Annotated in this window: 17 protein-coding genes; 7 read left to right on the forward strand and 10 right to left on the reverse strand. The window is 61.5% G+C overall.

Features of this window, described 5'->3' with window-relative positions:
- Nucleotides 1-15: 15 nt before the first annotated feature.
- A complete protein-coding gene (locus BLU35_RS12745) occupies nt 16-765 on the forward strand; it encodes an SURF1 family protein (protein ID WP_093233270.1) in 750 nt (249 codons plus the stop codon).
- 487 nt (nt 766-1,252) lie between these two features.
- Here the strand turns inward: BLU35_RS12745 and BLU35_RS12750 are convergent, their stop codons facing one another.
- The 3 genes from BLU35_RS12750 to BLU35_RS12760 form a co-directional block, all read right to left on the reverse strand.
- Nucleotides 1,253-1,735: a GlcG/HbpS family heme-binding protein gene (locus BLU35_RS12750; RefSeq protein ID WP_093233302.1), complete on the reverse strand. Its 483-nt coding sequence runs from the start codon at nt 1,733-1,735 to the stop codon at nt 1,253-1,255.
- Between the two features lie 87 nt (nt 1,736-1,822).
- A complete protein-coding gene (locus BLU35_RS12755; RefSeq protein WP_093233271.1) occupies nt 1,823-2,431 on the reverse strand; it encodes a response regulator transcription factor in 609 nt (202 codons plus the stop codon).
- Nucleotides 2,428-3,885: a sensor histidine kinase gene (locus BLU35_RS12760; protein WP_286161513.1), complete on the reverse strand. Its 1,458-nt coding sequence runs from the start codon at nt 3,883-3,885 to the stop codon at nt 2,428-2,430. The genes BLU35_RS12755 and BLU35_RS12760 overlap by 4 nt, the downstream gene beginning before the upstream one ends.
- A 527-nt stretch (nt 3,886-4,412) precedes the next feature.
- Between BLU35_RS12760 and BLU35_RS35610 the strand changes: the two genes are divergently transcribed.
- Both BLU35_RS35610 and BLU35_RS12765 read left to right on the forward strand, forming a co-directional pair.
- Nucleotides 4,413-4,571, forward strand: coding sequence for a hypothetical protein (locus BLU35_RS35610; protein WP_176907235.1), 159 nt, complete (start codon nt 4,413-4,415; stop codon nt 4,569-4,571).
- A gap of 856 nt (nt 4,572-5,427) precedes the next feature.
- The gene (locus tag BLU35_RS12765) at nt 5,428-7,281 is read left to right on the forward strand and encodes an ABC transporter ATP-binding protein (RefSeq protein ID WP_093233273.1); all 1,854 of its coding nucleotides are present in this window, start codon (nt 5,428-5,430) and stop codon (nt 7,279-7,281) included.
- Between the two features lie 61 nt (nt 7,282-7,342).
- Here BLU35_RS12765 and BLU35_RS12770 read toward each other — a convergent pair whose 3' ends face one another.
- The 3 genes from BLU35_RS12770 to ric form a co-directional block, all read right to left on the reverse strand.
- Nucleotides 7,343-9,664 carry a PBP1A family penicillin-binding protein gene (locus BLU35_RS12770; RefSeq protein WP_093233274.1) on the reverse strand — a complete coding sequence of 774 codons (2,322 nt, stop codon included), beginning with the start codon at nt 9,662-9,664 and terminating at the stop codon, nt 7,343-7,345.
- A 161-nt stretch (nt 9,665-9,825) separates the two neighbouring features.
- Nucleotides 9,826-11,013, reverse strand: coding sequence for an NnrS family protein (locus tag BLU35_RS12775; RefSeq protein WP_093233275.1), 1,188 nt, complete (start codon nt 11,011-11,013; stop codon nt 9,826-9,828).
- The gene (gene ric / locus BLU35_RS12780; RefSeq protein ID WP_093233276.1) at nt 11,013-11,684 is read right to left on the reverse strand and encodes an iron-sulfur cluster repair di-iron protein; all 672 of its coding nucleotides are present in this window, start codon (nt 11,682-11,684) and stop codon (nt 11,013-11,015) included. The genes BLU35_RS12775 and ric overlap by 1 nt, the downstream gene beginning before the upstream one ends.
- 509 nt (nt 11,685-12,193) lie before the next feature.
- On the opposite strand from ric, the gene BLU35_RS12785 reads away from it, so the two are divergent.
- Nucleotides 12,194-12,493: a DUF6894 family protein gene (locus tag BLU35_RS12785; RefSeq protein WP_143032921.1), complete on the forward strand. Its 300-nt coding sequence runs from the start codon at nt 12,194-12,196 to the stop codon at nt 12,491-12,493.
- Between the two features lie 69 nt (nt 12,494-12,562).
- On the opposite strand, the gene BLU35_RS12790 is transcribed toward BLU35_RS12785, so the two are convergent.
- Entirely contained in the window at nt 12,563-13,684 is a 1,122-nt protein-coding gene (locus tag BLU35_RS12790) for an HPP family protein (protein ID WP_093233278.1), read from the reverse strand.
- Nucleotides 13,685-13,722: 38 nt separating this feature from the next.
- The gene (locus tag BLU35_RS12795; RefSeq protein WP_093233279.1) at nt 13,723-14,601 is read right to left on the reverse strand and encodes a LysR family transcriptional regulator; all 879 of its coding nucleotides are present in this window, start codon (nt 14,599-14,601) and stop codon (nt 13,723-13,725) included.
- Nucleotides 14,602-14,717: 116 nt separating this feature from the next.
- Here BLU35_RS12795 and BLU35_RS12800 point away from each other — a divergent pair, with 116 nt between their 5' ends.
- The gene (locus tag BLU35_RS12800; RefSeq protein WP_093233280.1) at nt 14,718-15,431 is read left to right on the forward strand and encodes a 5-formyltetrahydrofolate cyclo-ligase; all 714 of its coding nucleotides are present in this window, start codon (nt 14,718-14,720) and stop codon (nt 15,429-15,431) included.
- Here the strand turns inward: BLU35_RS12800 and BLU35_RS12805 are convergent.
- On the reverse strand, nt 15,392-15,889 hold the full coding sequence (locus BLU35_RS12805) for a hypothetical protein (RefSeq protein WP_143032922.1): 498 nt from the start codon (nt 15,887-15,889) through the stop codon (nt 15,392-15,394). The two genes, BLU35_RS12800 and BLU35_RS12805, sit on opposite strands and share 40 nt — an antisense overlap.
- A 150-nt stretch (nt 15,890-16,039) precedes the next feature.
- Here BLU35_RS12805 and BLU35_RS12810 point away from each other — a divergent pair, with 150 nt between their 5' ends.
- Nucleotides 16,040-16,249 carry a dodecin gene (locus BLU35_RS12810; protein WP_057249612.1) on the forward strand — a complete coding sequence of 70 codons (210 nt, stop codon included), beginning with the start codon at nt 16,040-16,042 and terminating at the stop codon, nt 16,247-16,249.
- 190 nt (nt 16,250-16,439) lie between these two features.
- Nucleotides 16,440-17,060, forward strand: coding sequence for a pentapeptide repeat-containing protein (locus tag BLU35_RS12815; RefSeq protein ID WP_093233282.1), 621 nt, complete (start codon nt 16,440-16,442; stop codon nt 17,058-17,060).
- 195 nt (nt 17,061-17,255) lie between these two features.
- Here BLU35_RS12815 and BLU35_RS12820 read toward each other — a convergent pair whose 3' ends face one another.
- On the reverse strand, nt 17,256-17,462 hold the full coding sequence (locus tag BLU35_RS12820; protein ID WP_093233283.1) for a hypothetical protein: 207 nt from the start codon (nt 17,460-17,462) through the stop codon (nt 17,256-17,258).
- Nucleotides 17,463-17,675: the final 213 nt, after the last annotated feature.

Raw genomic sequence — 17,675 nt, forward strand, 5'->3', positions numbered from 1 at the left:
CAGGCGGATAAGACGATGATCACCGACGACAAGGCGACGGGGAGGGTCCGTCTATCCTCCCGCGCCCGCCTGATGATGACGGGTGCCTTGCTCTTCCTCGTTGCGGTGTTCCTGGCGCTCGGTACCTGGCAGGTCCAGCGGCTCTTCTGGAAGCTTGATCTCATTGCCCGTGTCGAGGCGCGTGTCGGGGCGCCCTCGGTGTCGGCGCCAGCACACTCCGATTGGGGCGCCGTCAACCGGGAAAAGGACGAATACCGCCGCGTCCGCGCGACCGGTACCTTCAGTCACGACCAAACTGCGCTGGTACAGGCTGTGACGGAGCTTGGCGCTGGATTTTGGGTCTTGACGCCGATGCGGCTTGAGGATGGCTCAAGCGTGCTGATCAACCGTGGCTTCGTGCCGGCAGATCGCCGCGATGCTGCCGCACGCGGTGAGGGTGAGATCGACGGAACCGCTGCGGTAACCGGGCTTCTGCGCATCACCGAACCCGGCGGCGCCTTCCTGCGGTCCAATGAACCGGCAAGCGATCGGTGGTTTTCGCGAGACGTCGCCGCGATCGCCGCGGCGAAGGGCCTGCACAATGTCGCGCCTTACTTTATCGATGCGGATGCAACACCCAATCCCGATGGATTGCCGATCGGCGGCCTCACGATTGTCCGCTTTCGCAACAGCCATCTGGTCTATGCGCTGACGTGGTTCGCACTCGCGACGATGAGCGCCGCAGGTGCGTATCTCGTCTATCGCCAGCGGATCAAAGCAGACTGAGCGCACCGGGAATGCTCGGTTCCGGCTGGGACGGCCGATGCCGCTCATCTACGACAGTATTCCGCTCGCCCGAGTTCAACGAAACAGGGCGCTCGACCCGTGTTCCGGGGAGCGCCCTGTTCGGACCCGGAGTGCCGTCATTGAATGCTGATAGCATCGCTGATGATAGGCTCTCGAAACGGGTGATGCCCCTTAAATGGAGTGGGCGGCCGCAATTTCAAGGGACCAGTGCGGGGCCGGTTTCGAGTGGGGTTCAGATGATGGCCGGCGCAGCGGAGCATTTGGGACCGAGGGTCCGCAAAGACCTTGCCCGAGGCGTGAGATCCGGCACGACATCCGTCGGCAACATAAAGCCCACGCAGGACTGACGGCCAGTGCATGCAGGCGTTTCGACCCCTGCGAAGGTTTCCTTTGGATCGGTTCCGAAACGCAGAACCTCCAACGGAAAGTGGCCCTCTTGGGAGGGCCACTTCTGATGTCCAGCGGATTACTTGGCGCCGATTGCCTGAAGGCCGGCCGTGGCGCAGTTCGCGTCGATATCGCCCGACGGCGCACCGCCTACGCCGATGCCGCCAACCAGGGCCTTGCCGAACTTAATCGGCACGCCGCCAGCCTGGATCACCATCCGGGCGTCCATGTCGCGAAGACCTTCATTCGCCGGCTTGGAGGCGATGAACTCGCCGAGGCCAGCCGTGTCGCGGCCCATGGCAGCGGACGTAAAGGCCTTGCCCTGCGCGCTGTTACCAGTGTGCGGACCGGAATTGTCGGCCTTCAGCACTACCTTGGTTGCGCCATCGCGACCAACCACGGCAACGCTGACATTGTGGCCTTCCGCGGCGCAAGCCTTCACTGCGGCTTCGGCAGCCTTGACGGCCATGTCGAGCGGCAGGTAGGCCGCGGTCGGGAGTTCCTGCGCCGTGGCGGCGACGGGAGCGAGAAGCGCAGCTGCGAGCACGATATTGCGGATCATCATAGGTTCCTTTCCTGTTGATGTGGAAAGGTTATCCCGCCTCGGCTGTCGCCGGTATTCGTAGACCTTGCGCGAGCATCCGTAGTTCTACGGAGTTTTCGTTCCGTCGAGCCAGATGCGCGTCATCTCCGCCTGCGACGTGCTGCCGAGCTTGGCACCGATTGCGGCCCGATGGCTTTCGACGGTACGCGGCGAAAGGCCGAGACCTTCGGCGATTTGGCGGGTGGTGAAACCCGCAGCGATACGGTCAAGAACTTCGCGCTCACGTTGCGTGAGCATCGCCAGCAAAGCGAGCGTCTCTGCCTTCTCGGCATGCACGCGCAATGTACGCTCCAGCAGCTCGTGGCCTTTGTGGATCGCATCGATCAAGTCCTGCTCGTCCACCGGCTTCGAGAGAAAATCGATCGCGCCATTGTGGAAGGCACGGCGGCAGGCTTCGATATCGCCGTGACCGGAAATAACGATTGTCGGCCAGTCTATCCCGTGTTCCACCAGTCTCTCCTGCAGCTTCAGCCCGGAGATGGCGGGCATGCGGATATCGAGTACCAGGCAGCCGGGCTCGAGGCGCGAAACCTGCGTCAGAAAGGCTTGCGGATCAGAAAAACCCGTGACCTTGATGCCGACCGTCGAGAGCAACAGGCTGAGCGCGCGACGCACCGCATCGTCATCGTCAACGAGATAGACGGGGAGGGTCATCGCATCGGCTCCTCGGTTCGGCGCGCACGGGGCAGCGTCACCCTGAAGGTGGCACCGTGGTCACTCTCGACCAGGGCGATTTCGCCGCCGGCGCGTTCCACCAGCCGCTGGCTCAGCGCCAGCCCAAGCCCGGTGCCGCCGGCGCGGGTCGTCACGAACGGCGTGAACAGCCGCGGGCGAAGTGTTTCCGGAACGCCGGGGCCGTTGTCGGCGACCTCGAAGACCACCGTGGTATCGTCCGCGCTCAAGGTAACGGTCACGCGTCCTGTATCGTGCGGCTGTTGAGCCAATGCCTCAAAGGCGTTGCGGACCAGATTGAATGCGACCTGCTCGATCTCGACCGGATCGGCAACGACCGAAACCGATATTTCTGGCACCTGAAAATCAAGCTGAATTCCGCGTGGTAGCGCGTCCGGTTCAAGTAGCGCTTCAACATTTGCGAGCGCCTGACGCAGATCGAAGGCAGCAACCGGCACCGCATGGGGCTGCGACCAGTTGCGGAACCGTTCCAATATGGCGGATGCCCGGCGCGCTTGGCTCACTGTATCCTCCATTACCGGAGCAAGCGCTGCGTCCTGTCCTTGGCTGAGCAGCCGGCGCCCGGCCTGCGCCTGCGCAAGGATTGCAGTCAGGGGCTGGGTCAGTTCATGCGCCATGCCGCTCGCCATTTCGCCAAGCGCGTTGACGCGTGAGGCGTGCGTGAGGCGCGATTCGAGCGCGCTGAGTGTTGCCTGCTGTTCTGCGGCGCGCGTGCGCGCACGCTGGCGCAATGCAGCCAATCCTGCGAGGTAGGCAAGGCTCACTACCAGAAACGTCAAGCCGGTCTGTACGGGCGGGAACATGTCCGCGAACCCGATCTCCATGCCTGTTTCCAGCACCAACGGCTGCGATACGCTGCTCAGCGCCTTCGAAAAGCGGATTGCCTCGGGCAGGGCGGCCGGCTGGAGCAGGAGGTTTCCGTCCGGCAAAGATAACCGCACCGCGACCCCCGGGCGTGACCAGAATGGCCCGCCGTCTCCGATCAACTTCGCTGCGTCGATACCGAGCATCAATCCATAGCGCGCCTCGTCGCTGTTTGGGCTCCGCTTTACCATGATGTAGTGGCCTGAGCGTTGCGGATGGGGCAGGAGAGCAATGCGCCCGTCCGAAGCTCTGGCAGCTGACCGGATGACCTCTGTGGCCTTGGCGTCGAATGGATCGGTCCCGACGGTCTCCGCGGTTGGATCCAGGGGAACGAGCTGAACCTCGTCGATCCGCGGATAAAAGCGCGCAATCGTGCGGGCGACCTCCAGGAACAGGTCGTGCCTACGCCCTTCGGAGGCGACGGCAACGGCTGACAGCGCGGTCAGGTGCGCATCGTGCTGATCGGCCCGCTGGGAGGCCAGGCTATGGAGAAGCGTGCTCTCTTGCTCAAGTTCGGCAACCAGCGCCTGGCGTTCCCAGACCGCCAGCATGCCTCCACCGACAAGCAGGAGCAGACACCAAAGGACGACCAGATAGAAGGGGCGTTCGAAGATCGAGCGATTGCTGTGCATCATCGGTTCGGCGGTCTTGTTGTTATGCGCTGCCTTCAGCAGAGAGCGATCGCAGGTTCGGCGCGATCGTATTCGCCTCGATCATCTCGCCGGTGAAATGCGCGCTGTCAATCCATCGAGCTGCAAGCATTGCCCAGGCATCGATGCAACAGCAAGCTTCGCGCCGACTGCGAATCCACGCAGTGCGCCGTCTCGATCGACGCACCCGCGCGGGTGTCGCTGCCCCACACCGACCTCTACCCGTCCGCTACCAGAGCCGTCCGAGCCCAATCCGATCCCGGGCCGCAATGTCCCCGCAACACAGCGCCGCCACGCTCTCCGCCTGTAGTGATCGAAGGAGACTGATAATGCGTGGCTTGGCTTGCGGTAGAAATCCCGGCCTGATTTCCATCCTTGGGGCGGCCGTACCGGCAGCACCGCCCATCGTCCTGGTCGATGATTGAGTGATGGGCGCCAAGGACGATACGCTAGCCGACGCCATCCTGGCGCAGAAAGCGGCGGAACGCAGTTATCAAAGGGCTCTGCAATCGCCGCAGGACTGGAGTGCAATTTGGACGAAGAAGTTTGGCTGGCAGGAAGGGCCGATCCAGGCGCGACGAGGATGATGCGCTCCTACCAACCCACGCAAGCTCGGGCGTGGTGCGCCACATCGCCGACGTGCTCTGCTCGATTGCTGCATTCCTTGCAACCAGTTGGCACTACAGTTCCACCGCCAAAACAGTGAATGGATCAAGCACTTGGCCAGGTTTTCTAAAACCCGACCATCACTCGTCTCGTGCGGCTGGAGCTGCCGCCAAGCGCGACCGCGTGTAGATCTCTAAACATGAACAATTTTTAATTGTTTTTCAGCGTGTTGCGCCATTGAAGCGGCCAGGTTCGGGCCCAATCTCGGAAGCGTTGGCACGACACGCGCTCTTTTCCAGAATGAGCTGCCGTCGCCCCAATTGGCCGAGCAGATCAGCAGGGATCCGCTGCATGTGCGTTAACCCGCAAACGGACCACGCTGGCTGTGCGGCTACCGTCCTCTGGCTCCAACGTCACAGCCCCCCTTGAGGCAGACCTCCGGAGCTTATCAAGGATCGCGGAGGCGCTGATGGCCAGTCGATCAAGTATCGCGATCCTCGCCGTGGGTTTTCTCTGTGTGGCCGCCGTCGGGCTCAGGTGACAGTGGCCGTTTCGACGGACACGGTGCCACCATGTCTGGAGTTGGCCGCATCACCATTTGCGGGCTTTGCCTCGCTTAGGACGACCGTCCGCGCTTCAGGACGTGCCCGTCATTGTCCATGCCTTGGGCAATGTCCAGGCTCCCGATACCGTGGAGGTGGGCGCCCGCGTCGCGAGCCAGATCACCGCCATCCACGTAGCCAGGCAGTTTTTCTAGTTGAGATTGCGGCGCGATGATGGTGCAATGCGTCGCGTGTAGCCAGGTCCTCCTCTCCCGACGATCAAACCGAGCGGCTTATGTCGATTTCAGATGCGATCTACCGCCCCTTCGAAACGCTGATCCGACCGCTCGACATCCCATACCAACCACTTCCCACAAGCGGACCCGTCGCGGTCCTCCTGCACTTCATCCGGATGTTTCGTGGCGTCGTCATTGCTATGGCGCTGACGTCTATGGCCGTGGAAGCCATCAACCTGACGATCATCTGGGGGCTATCGGTGATCGTCGATGGCGTGGCGACACAGGGCGTCGCGCTCTTCGTCGAGAACCGGTCCTGGCTGTTGGCGTTCCTGGCCTTTCTAATCTTTCCGGTGATGCCGATCTTCTTCTACATCACCAACATTCTGAACTCGCATACGATCGGCATCAGTCTGCCGATCGCCATACAGTGGCAGGGGCACAAGGCCATCGAAGGGCAGGATCTCGCCTTCTTCCATGACCTTTTTGCCGGGCAGGTGGCATCGCGTCTCGGCCAGGTCGCCAATGCCGTTCAGCAACAGATCCTGATTGCCTTTCAGACGGCGCCGCGCTTCCTGCTTCAGATCGTCGGCTCGGTTCTGCTCCTGTTCGCGCTCTCCTGGCAGTTGGCGTTGCCCGTCGTCATCTGGGTGGTCGTCAATGTGCTCTTCACCATCAAGGTCGTGCCGGACTTCACGGAGCGCGCACGGCGCTCGGCAAAGCAGAATAGCCTGGTTTCCGGTGCGATGACCGACATCTACGGCAACATCCAGATGGTCAAGCAGTTCGCTGCCGAAGACAGCGAGGCGGGTGCGCTGCGGAAGATCATGTCAAAGGCGGTCGGTACGCTGCACCACGAGCAGCGCATCTACCGGACGACGGAACTCGTCGTCATCAGCCTCAACATGCTGCTCTGGCTCGTCATGCTGGGCATCGGCTTTTGGGGGCTGTTCGACAGCTTTCTGACGGTCGGCGATTTCGTTGCGACCGTCTATATCCTCCAACGGCTTTCGGCGAGCTCCTTCACCTTCCTGCAGATGGGGCAGCAGATCTTCAAGGCGCTGGGCACAATTAAGGATGCCATGCCGGTCATGACCACGCCGCCGACTGTGACCGATCGACCTGGCGCAACGAAGCTCACCGTTCCGCGTGGCGAAATTCGTTTTGAGAACGTTCGCTTCGCCTACAAGGCGGATCGCCCGGTCATCGATGATCTGTCGCTGACGGTTCGCCCGGGCGAGAAGGTGGGTTTGGTCGGCCTGTCCGGTGCGGGCAAGACGACGCTGGTCAGCCTGCTACTGCGTTTTTACGACATCCAGGGGGGCACCATCCACGTAGACGGACAGGACATTCGAGCCGTGAACCAGACGAGCCTGCGGCGAAACATTGGTGTCATCGCCCAGGATGTTGCGCTCTTGCACCGGTCGGTCGGCGACAACATCCGGTATGGTCGCCCTGAAGCAAGCCGGGCGGAGGTTGAGCAGGCCGCAAGGGCCGCGCAAGCCGATGCCTTTATCGCCGAATTGGCAGACGGCGATGGCCGAAGGGGTTACGAAGCTTTTGTCGGCGATCGCGGCATCAAGCTATCGGGAGGTCAGCGACAGCGTGTTTCGATCGCGCGGGTGCTGCTGAAGAATGCGCCAATCCTGATCCTCGACGAAGCGACGTCCGCACTGGACAGCGAGGCCGAGGCGGCGATCCAGGAAAAGCTCAACCTGCTGATGGACGGCAAGACAGTGATTGCCATTGCCCACCGCCTTTCGACGATTGCGAGGATGGACAGGATCATCGTTCTGGATCGCGGCCGGATCATCGAGGAAGGCACACCGGATGTGCTCTTGGAGCGAGACGGGCTCTATGCCCGTCTTTGGAAGCGACAGACCGGCGGCTTTATTCCTGAAGAACTGGATTGATCGCCGCCGTCCAACGTCAAAGGCCGTGCTCCAGTCAGTTGGCATCGTGCCCAAGCGAGGCTCATTTTTCACAGAGCCGCCGTCCGCCATAATAGGGCTGATAGGTGCAGTCCGACGGCCTGAAGGAACGATAGCTGCGGGAGCAGGCCGTGATGTTGCAGGACTGCGGCGCGGCCGGGCTTTCGACAAGCGCTCCTGCCGCAGGCGCCGCCATCACTTCCCGCATGAAGTCGCGCCAAATATGCGCTGGCAAGGCGCCACCCGTGACCCCCTTCATCGGCGTATCGTCGTCATTGCCAACCCATACGCCGGCGACGAGTGGCTCCGTGAAGCCGACGAACCAGGCATCGCGATTGTTTTGGCTGGTGCCGGTCTTGCCGGCCGCGAACGCGCCGGGAGCGGCCCCGCGTCCGGTTCCGCGCTCGACCACCAACTGCAAAAGGCCAACGAGATCCGGCTGGTACGCCGAGAGATCAATGGTCGGCGCGACCTGTGAGCCGACACGGAAGGCCTCCGGCTGCCCGGCCGCCTGAAAGGCGATGATGCCCCAGGGTTCTACGGGCGCCTTTCCGAGATGGACGGAGGCATAGGCGCTGGTCAGGTCAAGCAAGCTGACCTCGGAAGTGCCGAGGGCCAAGGAAGGAGTATTGGCCAGCGGCGCGTTTATGCCGAGCTCGCGCGCAGCGGCGATCACATTGTCGAGCCCGACCTCCTGGGCAAGCGCCACCGTTGGCGCATTCAGCGAGCGGGCAAAGGCCTCGGCAAGCGTGACCCAGCCGCGATAGCGGCCACCGGAATTCTCGGGCGACCAGCCGTTGATGTCGATCGGCGCATCCAGGACCTGGTCGGAGAGAGTGAACCCGGCTTTCAGGGCCGCATAGTAGACGAACAGCTTGAAGGTGGAACCCGGTTGCCGCATGGCGGTCACGGCGCGATTGAATTGGCTTTGCTTATAGTCGCGACCGCCGACCATGGCGACGACCGCTCCGTCGGGCGTCATCGCAACCAACGCGGCCTGGGATACTCCGGCCGCCTTTCCTTCCGTATCTAGCGCGTTTGCCAGAACCCTTTCGGCGATCCGTTGCAGCTGTGGGGACAGTGTCGTGCGCACCGTGGTCGAACCCGGCGATGCGCCGGCGATTTCGCTCGCCTGCGGCGAGATCCAGTCGGCGAACCAGCTTCCGGAGCGTGGCGTCGGCGTCGTCGGGTGGAGCGTGGCGAAGCTCGCCTTGACGTGTGCAGCTTCGGGTGCGGTGATCTTGCCATTGGCCACCATCGTGTCGAGGACGACCGATGTGCGTTGCCGCGCACCGTCAAAATTGTCGATCGGGTTCCTCTGGCTCGGCGCCCGCAACAATCCAGCCAGCATCGCCGATTCCGGCAAGTTGAGTGCGCCGATGTCCTTGTTGAAATAGATCCGCGCCGCTGCGGGCATGCCGGTCGCGCCGGCGCCGAGATAGGCGCTGTTGAGGTAACGCGTCAGAATTTCCTGTTTGCCGAGCTTCCACTCCAGCCACAGGGCGATCACGAACTCCTGGATCTTTCGTTTCATTGTTCGGTCGCTGTCGAGATATTGCAGCTTGATGAGCTGTTGGGTGATGGTGCTGCCGCCCTCGACCACCGAGCCAGCTTCGAAGTTCCGCACGAGTGCCCGTCCGATCCCTCTGAGATCGATGCCGAAATGGTCCATGAACCGGCGGTCCTCGATTGACAGCACGGCATCGATCAGCTGCGGCGGGAATTGGTCGTACTGTGCGTAGGGTCCCTGATAAGGGCCTTGTCTGACCAGCGGTCCTCCGTCCGCCGTTTCCAGCACCACGACAGGCTTCAAAGTTCCGTCCCTGATCTCGCTCCAGGGAACATCCTTCAGCGCCCACACGAGTACAGTACCGGGAAGAAGGAGGCAGGCGAGGAGGGTCAAGCCGATGGCAACCTTCCACCAGCTTGGCCTGACGAAGGTGCGCGCGCGATCTTCGGAGGGCTTCTTACGCAGCGCACCCAGCCGGTTCCCGACCTTCGCCAGAGCAGCCACGAACCACCCACGGGGATCGTCGGCAGTTGATGCGGCTTCGTCTGCATTCGAAGGGCTGAATTTCGTTTTCAGGTAGGAAGCCGCATGCTTGGTCTTCGCGCGGACCAAGATTGCACCCACCTTCAAATCGTGGCAGAGCGCAACCAACAGATGGCGAGCTGCCTGTCCGCTTTGGCCGAAGAGTGTCGGGGAGGGGGGTGCTTGCGTGGATTGATCCGGCCCGTCGGATGGGTTTGAAGCGCCCGTCTGGAGCACGACATGCTCGACAGTCGATTCCGAGCTTTCCGGGCGATCGGCACCCTTGCTGGAGGTGTTGGCAATCTGGGTCGAGGTCTGGGGAGGGCGTGGCATCGGCTACCGCTAAAAGGATCTTCCCGAAGATAGCGCGACCTTGTGACGTGACAATGTTCATGATGCAATGTGCAATTGGACGGCCGACAGGTGTTTCCGGCAACAGAACTCGCTCTCGCGGCGGTGCACATGGCGGGTCCGAAAGGACCGCGCAAAGCCCATCATTCGGGTTCGGTCAGCGGTGCTAGCGCCCTGTCAGCGCTCAGGACGGGTCTCGGAACAGGTCCTCTTAGCGCCGGTAGATAGGCAAGAAGGAACAGCCCCCATGCCAACATCCAGCATGCGGCCGCGGCGACGATGGGATCGCAATACGCGCTGCCGACGCATTCGGCCAGAATGCGGATCATTGTTGCGAGGCAGATAAGAGCGAAAGCGCATGCCATCTTCCCGTTGAGCACGAGCACGCCTCCGTCGCGGGCCATCGCCGCGCGCATCATAAGAGCCGCCATCATTGTTCCCATTGCCCCCATGGTCGCTGCATGCACGGCGGTCGCGGGTGACATCTGGTCGGGAAACATGGTGGCGAAGCCGATGAGCAGGAGAGCCGCCGGCGTCCAGGAAAAAGCAAGATGCAGAATGAAGAGCGCCGGGTAGCGCCAGGCCCTGTGGCATTGCCAACCGCTCATTTGGAGTACGAGCGCCAAGCCGGACAGTACGAGGGCGAGACCCGCTGCATTCGATTGTTCGGAAGCGTTGAGCCAGGCGGCCGCAACTATGCCGCCGATCGCCAGGTAGGAAAGCCCGGGCCGGTCCCGAAGGAGACCTGCCTCACCAGTTCGTCCGAGCCAGGAGCGTGTGAAAGCGGGCACGGCACGCCCGCCGATCAGGGTGACCAGAGCGAGGAAGATCCGCGGCACTGCCTCTGCGACGAGATAGCTTGCCTCTCCGTCAAGCCATACCGAGCTGAGCATGCCAATCAGCGCCATGGCGAACGGTGCCCAGAAGCGGCGTCCCGCTCTGCTCGATACAACCCGCTGGGCGAGAACGACCGCAAGAAAGACGAAGTAGGCTAACATCCCGCCTGCGGCAGCAACGACCGGGAGGTGCGCCGAAAAAGCCATCGTCAGGCGGGCCACGCACCAGAGAATGGTCGCGAACACGGTGACGTTACGCGAGACCGAACCCTTCTTTGTCCAGGCGGGCAGGGCGGTCAGCAGGTAGCCCCCTGCCGCCGCACCGGCCATGCCGAAGAGAAGCTCATGGCTATGCCAGGCGGCTTTGTCCGGTCCAAGACCCTCGGGCAGAAGCCAGACCGCAGGCGCGACAAACGCCCATAGACCCGCCAGAAAGAACAGGGGTCGGTGCGGCGCCTGCCAGATCGATGTCCACGCCTTTGGCGCCGCGATCATCAAATCGTCTGGAGGCCGGCCTCGAAGCGCGGAAACAGCACGGCATTTTCGAGATGCATGTGCGTGACGAGGTCGTCGGTGAGCTTACGCAACCCGGTATAGAGTGCTGTCCACGAACCGCAGGCGCCGTCCGGCAAGGTAAGCCCGTGGGTGACATGCTCGATCGTTCGCAGATGCTCCACCTCGTCGTCGTGCTCGCGCCGCATCTGCGCGATCGGATAGGAAATCGTCGCGCCATCACCGCGCTGCATCATCGGAAACAGCACGAGCTCTTCCTTCATCATGTGGCTTTCGAGCTCGTCGCGCAGCGCCTCCAGGGCTTGGGAAAGCCCGACAGGCGCCGACGGATGGCCGCCGTGTACCCGTTCCACCTTCTGAGCAAGCGGAATCAACCATGCGAGCTCAGCACGGTGCGTTTGGTGGTACCTGTGGAGGAGGTGAGCGATGAGATCGGCGGTCTCCTCCGGGGCATCTCGACTTGAGGAACGCTTGAGCGTTTCCAGTTCTGTAAGCAATACCGAAGGGGCGATACCGGCCTTGAGCGCAGCTTCCGACAACAACATCTTGCCGCCGCAACAGAAGCTGATGCCGTAACGGCGAAAGAGTTCCGCGGCCCCCGGCAATTCGGCTGCGATGGTTGCGATTGTGCTTTCGAGGCTGAGATCGGTCATCATCTGTTCCTTGTTGGATGCTTGCAGACGGATTCGGAGCAACGCTTGGACGTATCGGACGCATCGAAGCCGTCTGGGGTTGAGGCAATGTGTATCGGCCCCTCCGGCGCCGGGGACTTCCGGGCTGCCGTGCGGCGCAGAGAGCATCCTTGGCTACGCGAGGTGAGGATCTTCGTCTTTGTGCCTGCGCAAACGCCAGAAACGCGCGTACGTCTCGTCGTTGACCTACCCGTTCCTCTTAGGTACGGGGCGTCGTCCGCCCAGGAATCGACTTCGACAGCGAGCCGTTTTTTGACCGGTAATATGTCCCGAGTCAGGAAAGCGTCACACGCATCCGCGAGGTCGACACGCCGATCCCAGCTTGTCCGTCGAGCACGGTGAAGCTGACGATGCTTAACGTAGAGTAAATGTCACGCTCGGGTCACGCGACAAGGACACGATGTCGCGATAGGTTGCAGGGTCATTTCAAACCCTGCAATGCCGCTCATAGCGCTTTCGGTTCCTTCAGCATGGCCAACGCCGAAGCGGCATCCCGTATGGAGTGGAATATCATGCGCCGCTATCTGTTCAATATCTATGCAGCAGGCGTCGTCAGCCGCGACGAAGTTGGCCGGAAATACCCATCGGATGGACCCGCAGTTGCCTATGGTCAAAGGATTGTCGATGAATTGACCAAGGACGACGACTATTGCGACGCAGTCATCGATGTGGTTACGGCGTCAGGGCGTCTGGTTGCGCGACTGATATCGAGCGAAACACCGCTCGTGCATCACGTGAGGCAACCGACGCGACAGATTTCGCTGCACTGAGCCTGCTGATCTCGCCAATCTGACGACGGGCACAGTGGATTGATCCGGGTGGACAACCGAAGGCAAATCCTATGCAGCCTGTTCGCGACCTGAGTTGTGGTCGAATAACGTCCGCGCTGCTGCCGCCAGCAGATCCGTTTGTGAAATCAGTCCCAGCACATGATGGTCGTCATCCACGATGATGACCGCGTGAATTGTTCCGCTGGTGAGCGCCGGAAGCAAGCTCATCGCCCGGTCGTCCTGGCGCGCGACCACTGGCGTTGCAACGTTGCTGCCGACGGTGGCGCCGGGCTCGGTCAGTTCCCTCAGTCCGACTGTACCGACAAGTCGCTCGTTTCCATCCTTTACGGGTATGGTCCGGATATTGTGTTTGAGAAGCAACGAGCGCGCCGCCTCGCTGCTGTCGTCTTGATGAACGCAGATGACGTCCCTCGACATGATATCCCGGCACAGGATGTGGGGTGTCGCCCGAATTGCCGCCTGTAATTCCACCTGGCGCAGCACCCGATCAAGATCTTCCCGGCTGATGTCAAACGTTTCATCCAGCGCCTCGAGCGCGGCATCGACATCGGCGCCGGTAAAGCCGACCCGGCGACTGGCGGGCGGATCAATGGTCGCGTGCGTATTTGCGGGCGGAGCGACGACGTGCGGGTAGTTGCGTCTGGCCAGCTTGTGAAACAGGATCCCGAGAGCCACCAGCAGACACGAGTTGAGCGCGACGGGCACCAGCGGGAACAGGAGACCCCAGCTCGCCACGACAGGGCCGCCAAGCACTGCCGTCAACGCAGCGGCGCCGCCGGGCGGATGCAGGCAGCGCGTAAACGACATCGCCGCGATCGCGATCCCCACGGCAATACCTGTTGCGATCAGCGGATCCGGCACGAACATCGCTGACAGAACACCCACGAAGGCGGAGATCGTGTTGCCGCCGACGATTGACCACGGCTGGGCAAGCGGGCTTGCGGGAACAGCAAACAGCAGAACTGCGGATGCGCCCATCGGCGCCACGATCAACGGAAGGCTGGCACCGCCACCAAAGATACTGCCGCTGATCATTCCGGTCAGGAGGATACCAACCAGCGCTCCGAGACACGCAATCAGGCGCTCCCTCAACGTCGCTCCCGCCAGGATCGGCGCGAAGAAACGACGGCCCAGCGGTTGCGAGGGCGTCTGGTTGGGCGAATTGGTCATGCAGTCACCTGTAAATAGCAGCGCGTAGGTTGAATATTTCAGTGGGAGCCAGCGTCTGTATGCAATGCGCGGCGCAGGATTTCGATCGCAGGGGAGCTGGCCTCCCTACGATAGATGAGCAGTGTCTGAATTTCACGCAATGAATGGGTTCGAGCCTCGCCTGGCCAGTCCATCAGTTCGAATACGGATCGTGGCACTACACCGATCGCGTCACCGGCTGCAACGCTCGCCAGGATGGCGTGATAGGAGGAAACCTCCTTGGTCGCAATCGTCGGCGACGGACGCGCCCATTGTTCCGCGACACGGCGGTACGTGCATCCGGGTTCGAGCGCCGCCAACCAGTTCACGCGCACGTCCAGGGCGGTTTTGATCGGAGGATGCGACGCGGGCAAGACGATCAATACGTCTTCGCGGTAGATCGGATCGCCATCGAGGTCCTCGAGCAAGTCAGGTCTCGGCATCGCGATATCGCTTGGCAAACGTGCGATCAGCGCACAGTCGATTTCTTCAGCGAGCACGGCTCGGGTCAGTTCCTCCGTCGAGCCCATGGTGAGCCTCAGCGCCAAATCCGGGTGCGTTCGGTTGATCGACTGCAGAACCGGCGGCAGGCGGCTGGCAGCGGTACTCTCCATGCTGCCCAGCCGCAAGACGTCCGGCATCATCGTCGGCTTCAGCGCGTTGCGCGCCTCGTCACCGAGCGCCACCAGCCGTGTGGCGTAGGAGCGAAAAAGACGCCCCTCCCGCGTCAGCGTCATCTTCTTGCCGTCGCGGCTAAACAGGCCGACGCCCAATTCTTCCTCGAGTGCGCGAATACGGTTGGTGACGTTGGATGGCGCACGGCCAATCTCGGTGGCGGCACGGCTCACGCTGGTGCGCTCGGCTACCAGCAGGAAAATCTTAAGGGTCGTGAAGTCCATTTTATCTACGAAGGGAATGAAGCTGCTTTATTGTTCTCGAATGGGAAATGATAATCAAGGTGATCTCGTGAAACTGCGTTCGAAACATTCCCGGAAACGGAGAAAGGGCATCGACCATGTGCACGCCTGATGAGGACGATCTTCCGCCGCGCTTTTCATCACCGCCTTGCCTGATGCACGAGGTGGATCCGGCCTATATGGGCATGGAGTCTCCAGAGGCGATCTCGATTGTGCAATGGCGGGAGCAGGAGAGAAAAAGGCTGATATCCGCGCGACAGGGCATTCCGATTGCAGAACGGACCGCACGGACAGACGCGATCGTTTCTGCGCTCGACCAACTTCTGCCCAACGTTCGAGGCGAAACGATTTCGCTGTATTGGCCGTTCCGTGGTGAACCGGATCTGCGCTCTTGGATGAACACGCTCATTGCCCGCGGCGCCAACTGCGCATTACCGGTGGTGCTCGCCAAGGCAAAACCTCTCGGCTTTCGATCCTGGCGCGCTGGCGAGGCGCTCGAGAGGGGTGTTTGGGGGATCCCAATTCCGACCGAGGGGCGGGATGTTCAGCCGACCATCGTCATCGCACCGGTCGTCGGTTTCGACGAGAGCGGTTATCGCTTGGGCTATGGTGGGGGCTATTACGATCGTACACTCGCCGTGCTTCAACCGAACCCATTCGTGATCGGCATTGGCTTCGAACAGCAGAGAATGGAGAGCATCAGGCCACAATGGCACGACATCGCGATGGATGCGATCGTGACCGAAGGGCGAACGCTTTCATGCACCGTCGGTCAAGGGCGCAAGGGTGCGAGTTCCGCGAACTGCAGATAGAAGCCGAGCGACAGGATAGCGACGGCGAGCGCAACGGTTCGTGAGGCGAACCGCGCCGCCAGCCATGAGAGCGCTATTCCCGCGATGACTGCCATTACCCCCAATGATGGCCCCTGATGACTGAAAGCCAATCCCAAAGCGGTCAATCCAGCGGACATCGCGAGCGTTGTTCGCACCGCATCGCCGCGCGATTGCTGGCCGCGGCCATTGCGCACGAAACTCAACTCCGTCAGGCTGAAGGCCATTGAAACGCTCAGCAGCAGCGACAGCAGCAACCCACTCCACATCATCCGACAATCCCTTGGTTGGATGTTCAGACAGAGTGAAGCAAGAGTTGGGCCACCTGAAACGGTGTTGGATTTGCTCGACCGCGCGCCCGATTTGCGGGAAAAACTGGCCAGTGCCAGGCAAACTGCACGTTCCTTGTGCAAATCACGCGCTTGCGATGGCAGGGGCATGATCCGCTTTCCTTCCTGGCTGGCGGACAGACGAAGCAAGCCGTGCGATGCCTTCACGCAACGCGTCGCGCTCGATGCGTGGGGCAGGTGCTGTATTCGTGATTTGCCTGTAGGCTTGTTGTCGCTTCTAGAGGCAACCGGGAGGGTGTCATGAGTGACCATGTCTACAAGAAGGTAGAACTTGTCGGCAGTTCGAAGTCTTCCGTTACGGAGGCGATCGAAACGGCGATCGCGCGGGCGTCGAAAACTATGAGAAATCTCGAGTGGTTCGAGGTCGATCAGATCCGGGGCCACATCAAGGATGGCGAAGTGGCGCACTACCAGGTGGTCATGAAGGTCGGTTTTCGGATCGACGACTGACGCGCGGCCGGGCTGGTCTCCGGCACTTGCCGGTTACTTGATTCTGTCGACTCTGCTAGTCAGCTTAAACAGCCTGTAGACGCTCGCGTGAAGCGAGGTCGTTGCCGGTGCACTCAATTGTTGCCCGGTCGAAAAGGATGACGGAACGGCAGGCGTTCGCCGTCTAACCGCGCGCAATGGATGGATGACGATGGCTGAACGACGATATGGCGAAGCGCCGCCGAAGGTAGATATCACGATTGCCGGTGCGGACTGGTATGGCCGGCAGATCGATCGCGAGCGTCATCAGAACACTCTGTTCGTCGATCTCGACCTGACTGAGGCACAGACAGTTGGTATCGTCTTCCAAGAATGCACCTTCCGGCGTGCGCGCTTCAATGCCTCGTCGCATCAGGCGGGTGCCTTCATGAACTGCACTTTCGTTTCCTGCAAATTCTTCGACAGCCGGTTCACAGAGTGCAAGTTCGTCGGCAGCATGTTCGATACATGCGACTTCGACCAGATGCAGGTCTCAGGCGGGGACTGGTCCTTCGTCGGCTTGCCCGGCGCCGGTCTCGGCCGCGCATCCTTTAAGGAAACCCGCTTGCGGGAGGCAGACCTTACCGGTGCCTCCTGCAAGGGTGGCTCGCTGAGAGACGTCGATCTCTCCGGCGCGTGGCTGCACGGCATCGATTTCACAGCCTGTGATCTCAGGGGCAGCGACCTCAGTGCGATCGAACCGGAAAACGTGCACCTTAAGGACGCGGTCATCACGATCGACCAAACCATCACCATAGCCGAGGCATTGGGCCTCGACGTACGGCGGAAGTGAACCCTCCCAAGAACTGGATGCGTTGATGAAGGACAGGCGCGCGCCATTGCATTCAGGCTGGTTACAGACGAACGGCGAGCCCTCCGACCGCGAACCACAAGCCAGATGTGCGGCTGATCGCTACCCGCCACCCTCCATTTGGATATCCGGCGCTCGCCCTTGTCGTGAGACCGGCGTGCACCCCGACGGCTCAGGTCACTCCGCGGTCAGACCGTCAAAAACTTCGAGCATGGCATCGCTGATGGCTTTGCCGAGCGCGGCTGCAGTTTCGCCCAGCGCTTCCTCATTCATGTCGCGAGCGGCCAAAGCGAAGGCGGCGCCCTCGGCCGTGACGATTTCCTGGGCGCGCTGGATTGCCCAAAGTGCAAAGTCGCTGCGGTCGCTGATCTCGACGGTTTCCATGATTTCTCCTGATTGGTTTGGGCGAGTGGCGCGCGCTGGGGCGCGTTCGAAAGTTCCACATGCGTCTCGGCTAGATCTGATCGTTTCGGATGAGAAAGGGCCCCGGACAGTCGGCACTCCATCGTCTCAAGGACGGCGAGCGGGCGCTCGCGCGCAGTTGAGCAACAGGCAAAATACGACGCTGAGGTCAGCACCGCCTAGCCCAAATTGAGG

Source organism: Sinorhizobium sp. NFACC03, from assembly GCF_900103435.1.
GTDB lineage: Bacteria > Pseudomonadota > Alphaproteobacteria > Rhizobiales > Rhizobiaceae > Ensifer.

Excerpts from the sequence above, each read along its gene's own strand:
- BLU35_RS12745 (WP_093233270.1), top strand. The coding sequence starts at position 16 with ATGATCACCGACGACAAGGCGACGGGGAGGGTCCGTCTATCCTCCCGC.
- BLU35_RS12750 (WP_093233302.1), bottom strand. The coding sequence starts at position 1,735 with ATGATCCGCAATATCGTGCTCGCAGCTGCGCTTCTCGCTCCCGTCGCC.
- BLU35_RS12755 (WP_093233271.1), bottom strand. The coding sequence starts at position 2,431 with ATGACCCTCCCCGTCTATCTCGTTGACGATGACGATGCGGTGCGTCGC.
- BLU35_RS12760 (WP_286161513.1), bottom strand. The coding sequence starts at position 3,885 with ATGCTGGCGGTCTGGGAACGCCAGGCGCTGGTTGCCGAACTTGAGCAA.
- BLU35_RS35610 (WP_176907235.1), top strand. The coding sequence starts at position 4,413 with ATGGGCGCCAAGGACGATACGCTAGCCGACGCCATCCTGGCGCAGAAA.
- BLU35_RS12765 (WP_093233273.1), top strand. The coding sequence starts at position 5,428 with ATGTCGATTTCAGATGCGATCTACCGCCCCTTCGAAACGCTGATCCGA.
- BLU35_RS12770 (WP_093233274.1), bottom strand. The coding sequence starts at position 9,664 with ATGCCACGCCCTCCCCAGACCTCGACCCAGATTGCCAACACCTCCAGC.
- BLU35_RS12775 (WP_093233275.1), bottom strand. The coding sequence starts at position 11,013 with ATGATCGCGGCGCCAAAGGCGTGGACATCGATCTGGCAGGCGCCGCAC.
- ric (WP_093233276.1), bottom strand. The coding sequence starts at position 11,684 with ATGACCGATCTCAGCCTCGAAAGCACAATCGCAACCATCGCAGCCGAA.
- BLU35_RS12785 (WP_143032921.1), top strand. The coding sequence starts at position 12,194 with ATGGCCAACGCCGAAGCGGCATCCCGTATGGAGTGGAATATCATGCGC.
- BLU35_RS12790 (WP_093233278.1), bottom strand. The coding sequence starts at position 13,684 with ATGACCAATTCGCCCAACCAGACGCCCTCGCAACCGCTGGGCCGTCGT.
- BLU35_RS12795 (WP_093233279.1), bottom strand. The coding sequence starts at position 14,601 with ATGGACTTCACGACCCTTAAGATTTTCCTGCTGGTAGCCGAGCGCACC.
- BLU35_RS12800 (WP_093233280.1), top strand. The coding sequence starts at position 14,718 with ATGTGCACGCCTGATGAGGACGATCTTCCGCCGCGCTTTTCATCACCG.
- BLU35_RS12805 (WP_143032922.1), bottom strand. The coding sequence starts at position 15,889 with ATGCCCCTGCCATCGCAAGCGCGTGATTTGCACAAGGAACGTGCAGTT.
- BLU35_RS12810 (WP_057249612.1), top strand. The coding sequence starts at position 16,040 with ATGAGTGACCATGTCTACAAGAAGGTAGAACTTGTCGGCAGTTCGAAG.
- BLU35_RS12815 (WP_093233282.1), top strand. The coding sequence starts at position 16,440 with ATGGCTGAACGACGATATGGCGAAGCGCCGCCGAAGGTAGATATCACG.
- BLU35_RS12820 (WP_093233283.1), bottom strand. The coding sequence starts at position 17,462 with ATGGAAACCGTCGAGATCAGCGACCGCAGCGACTTTGCACTTTGGGCA.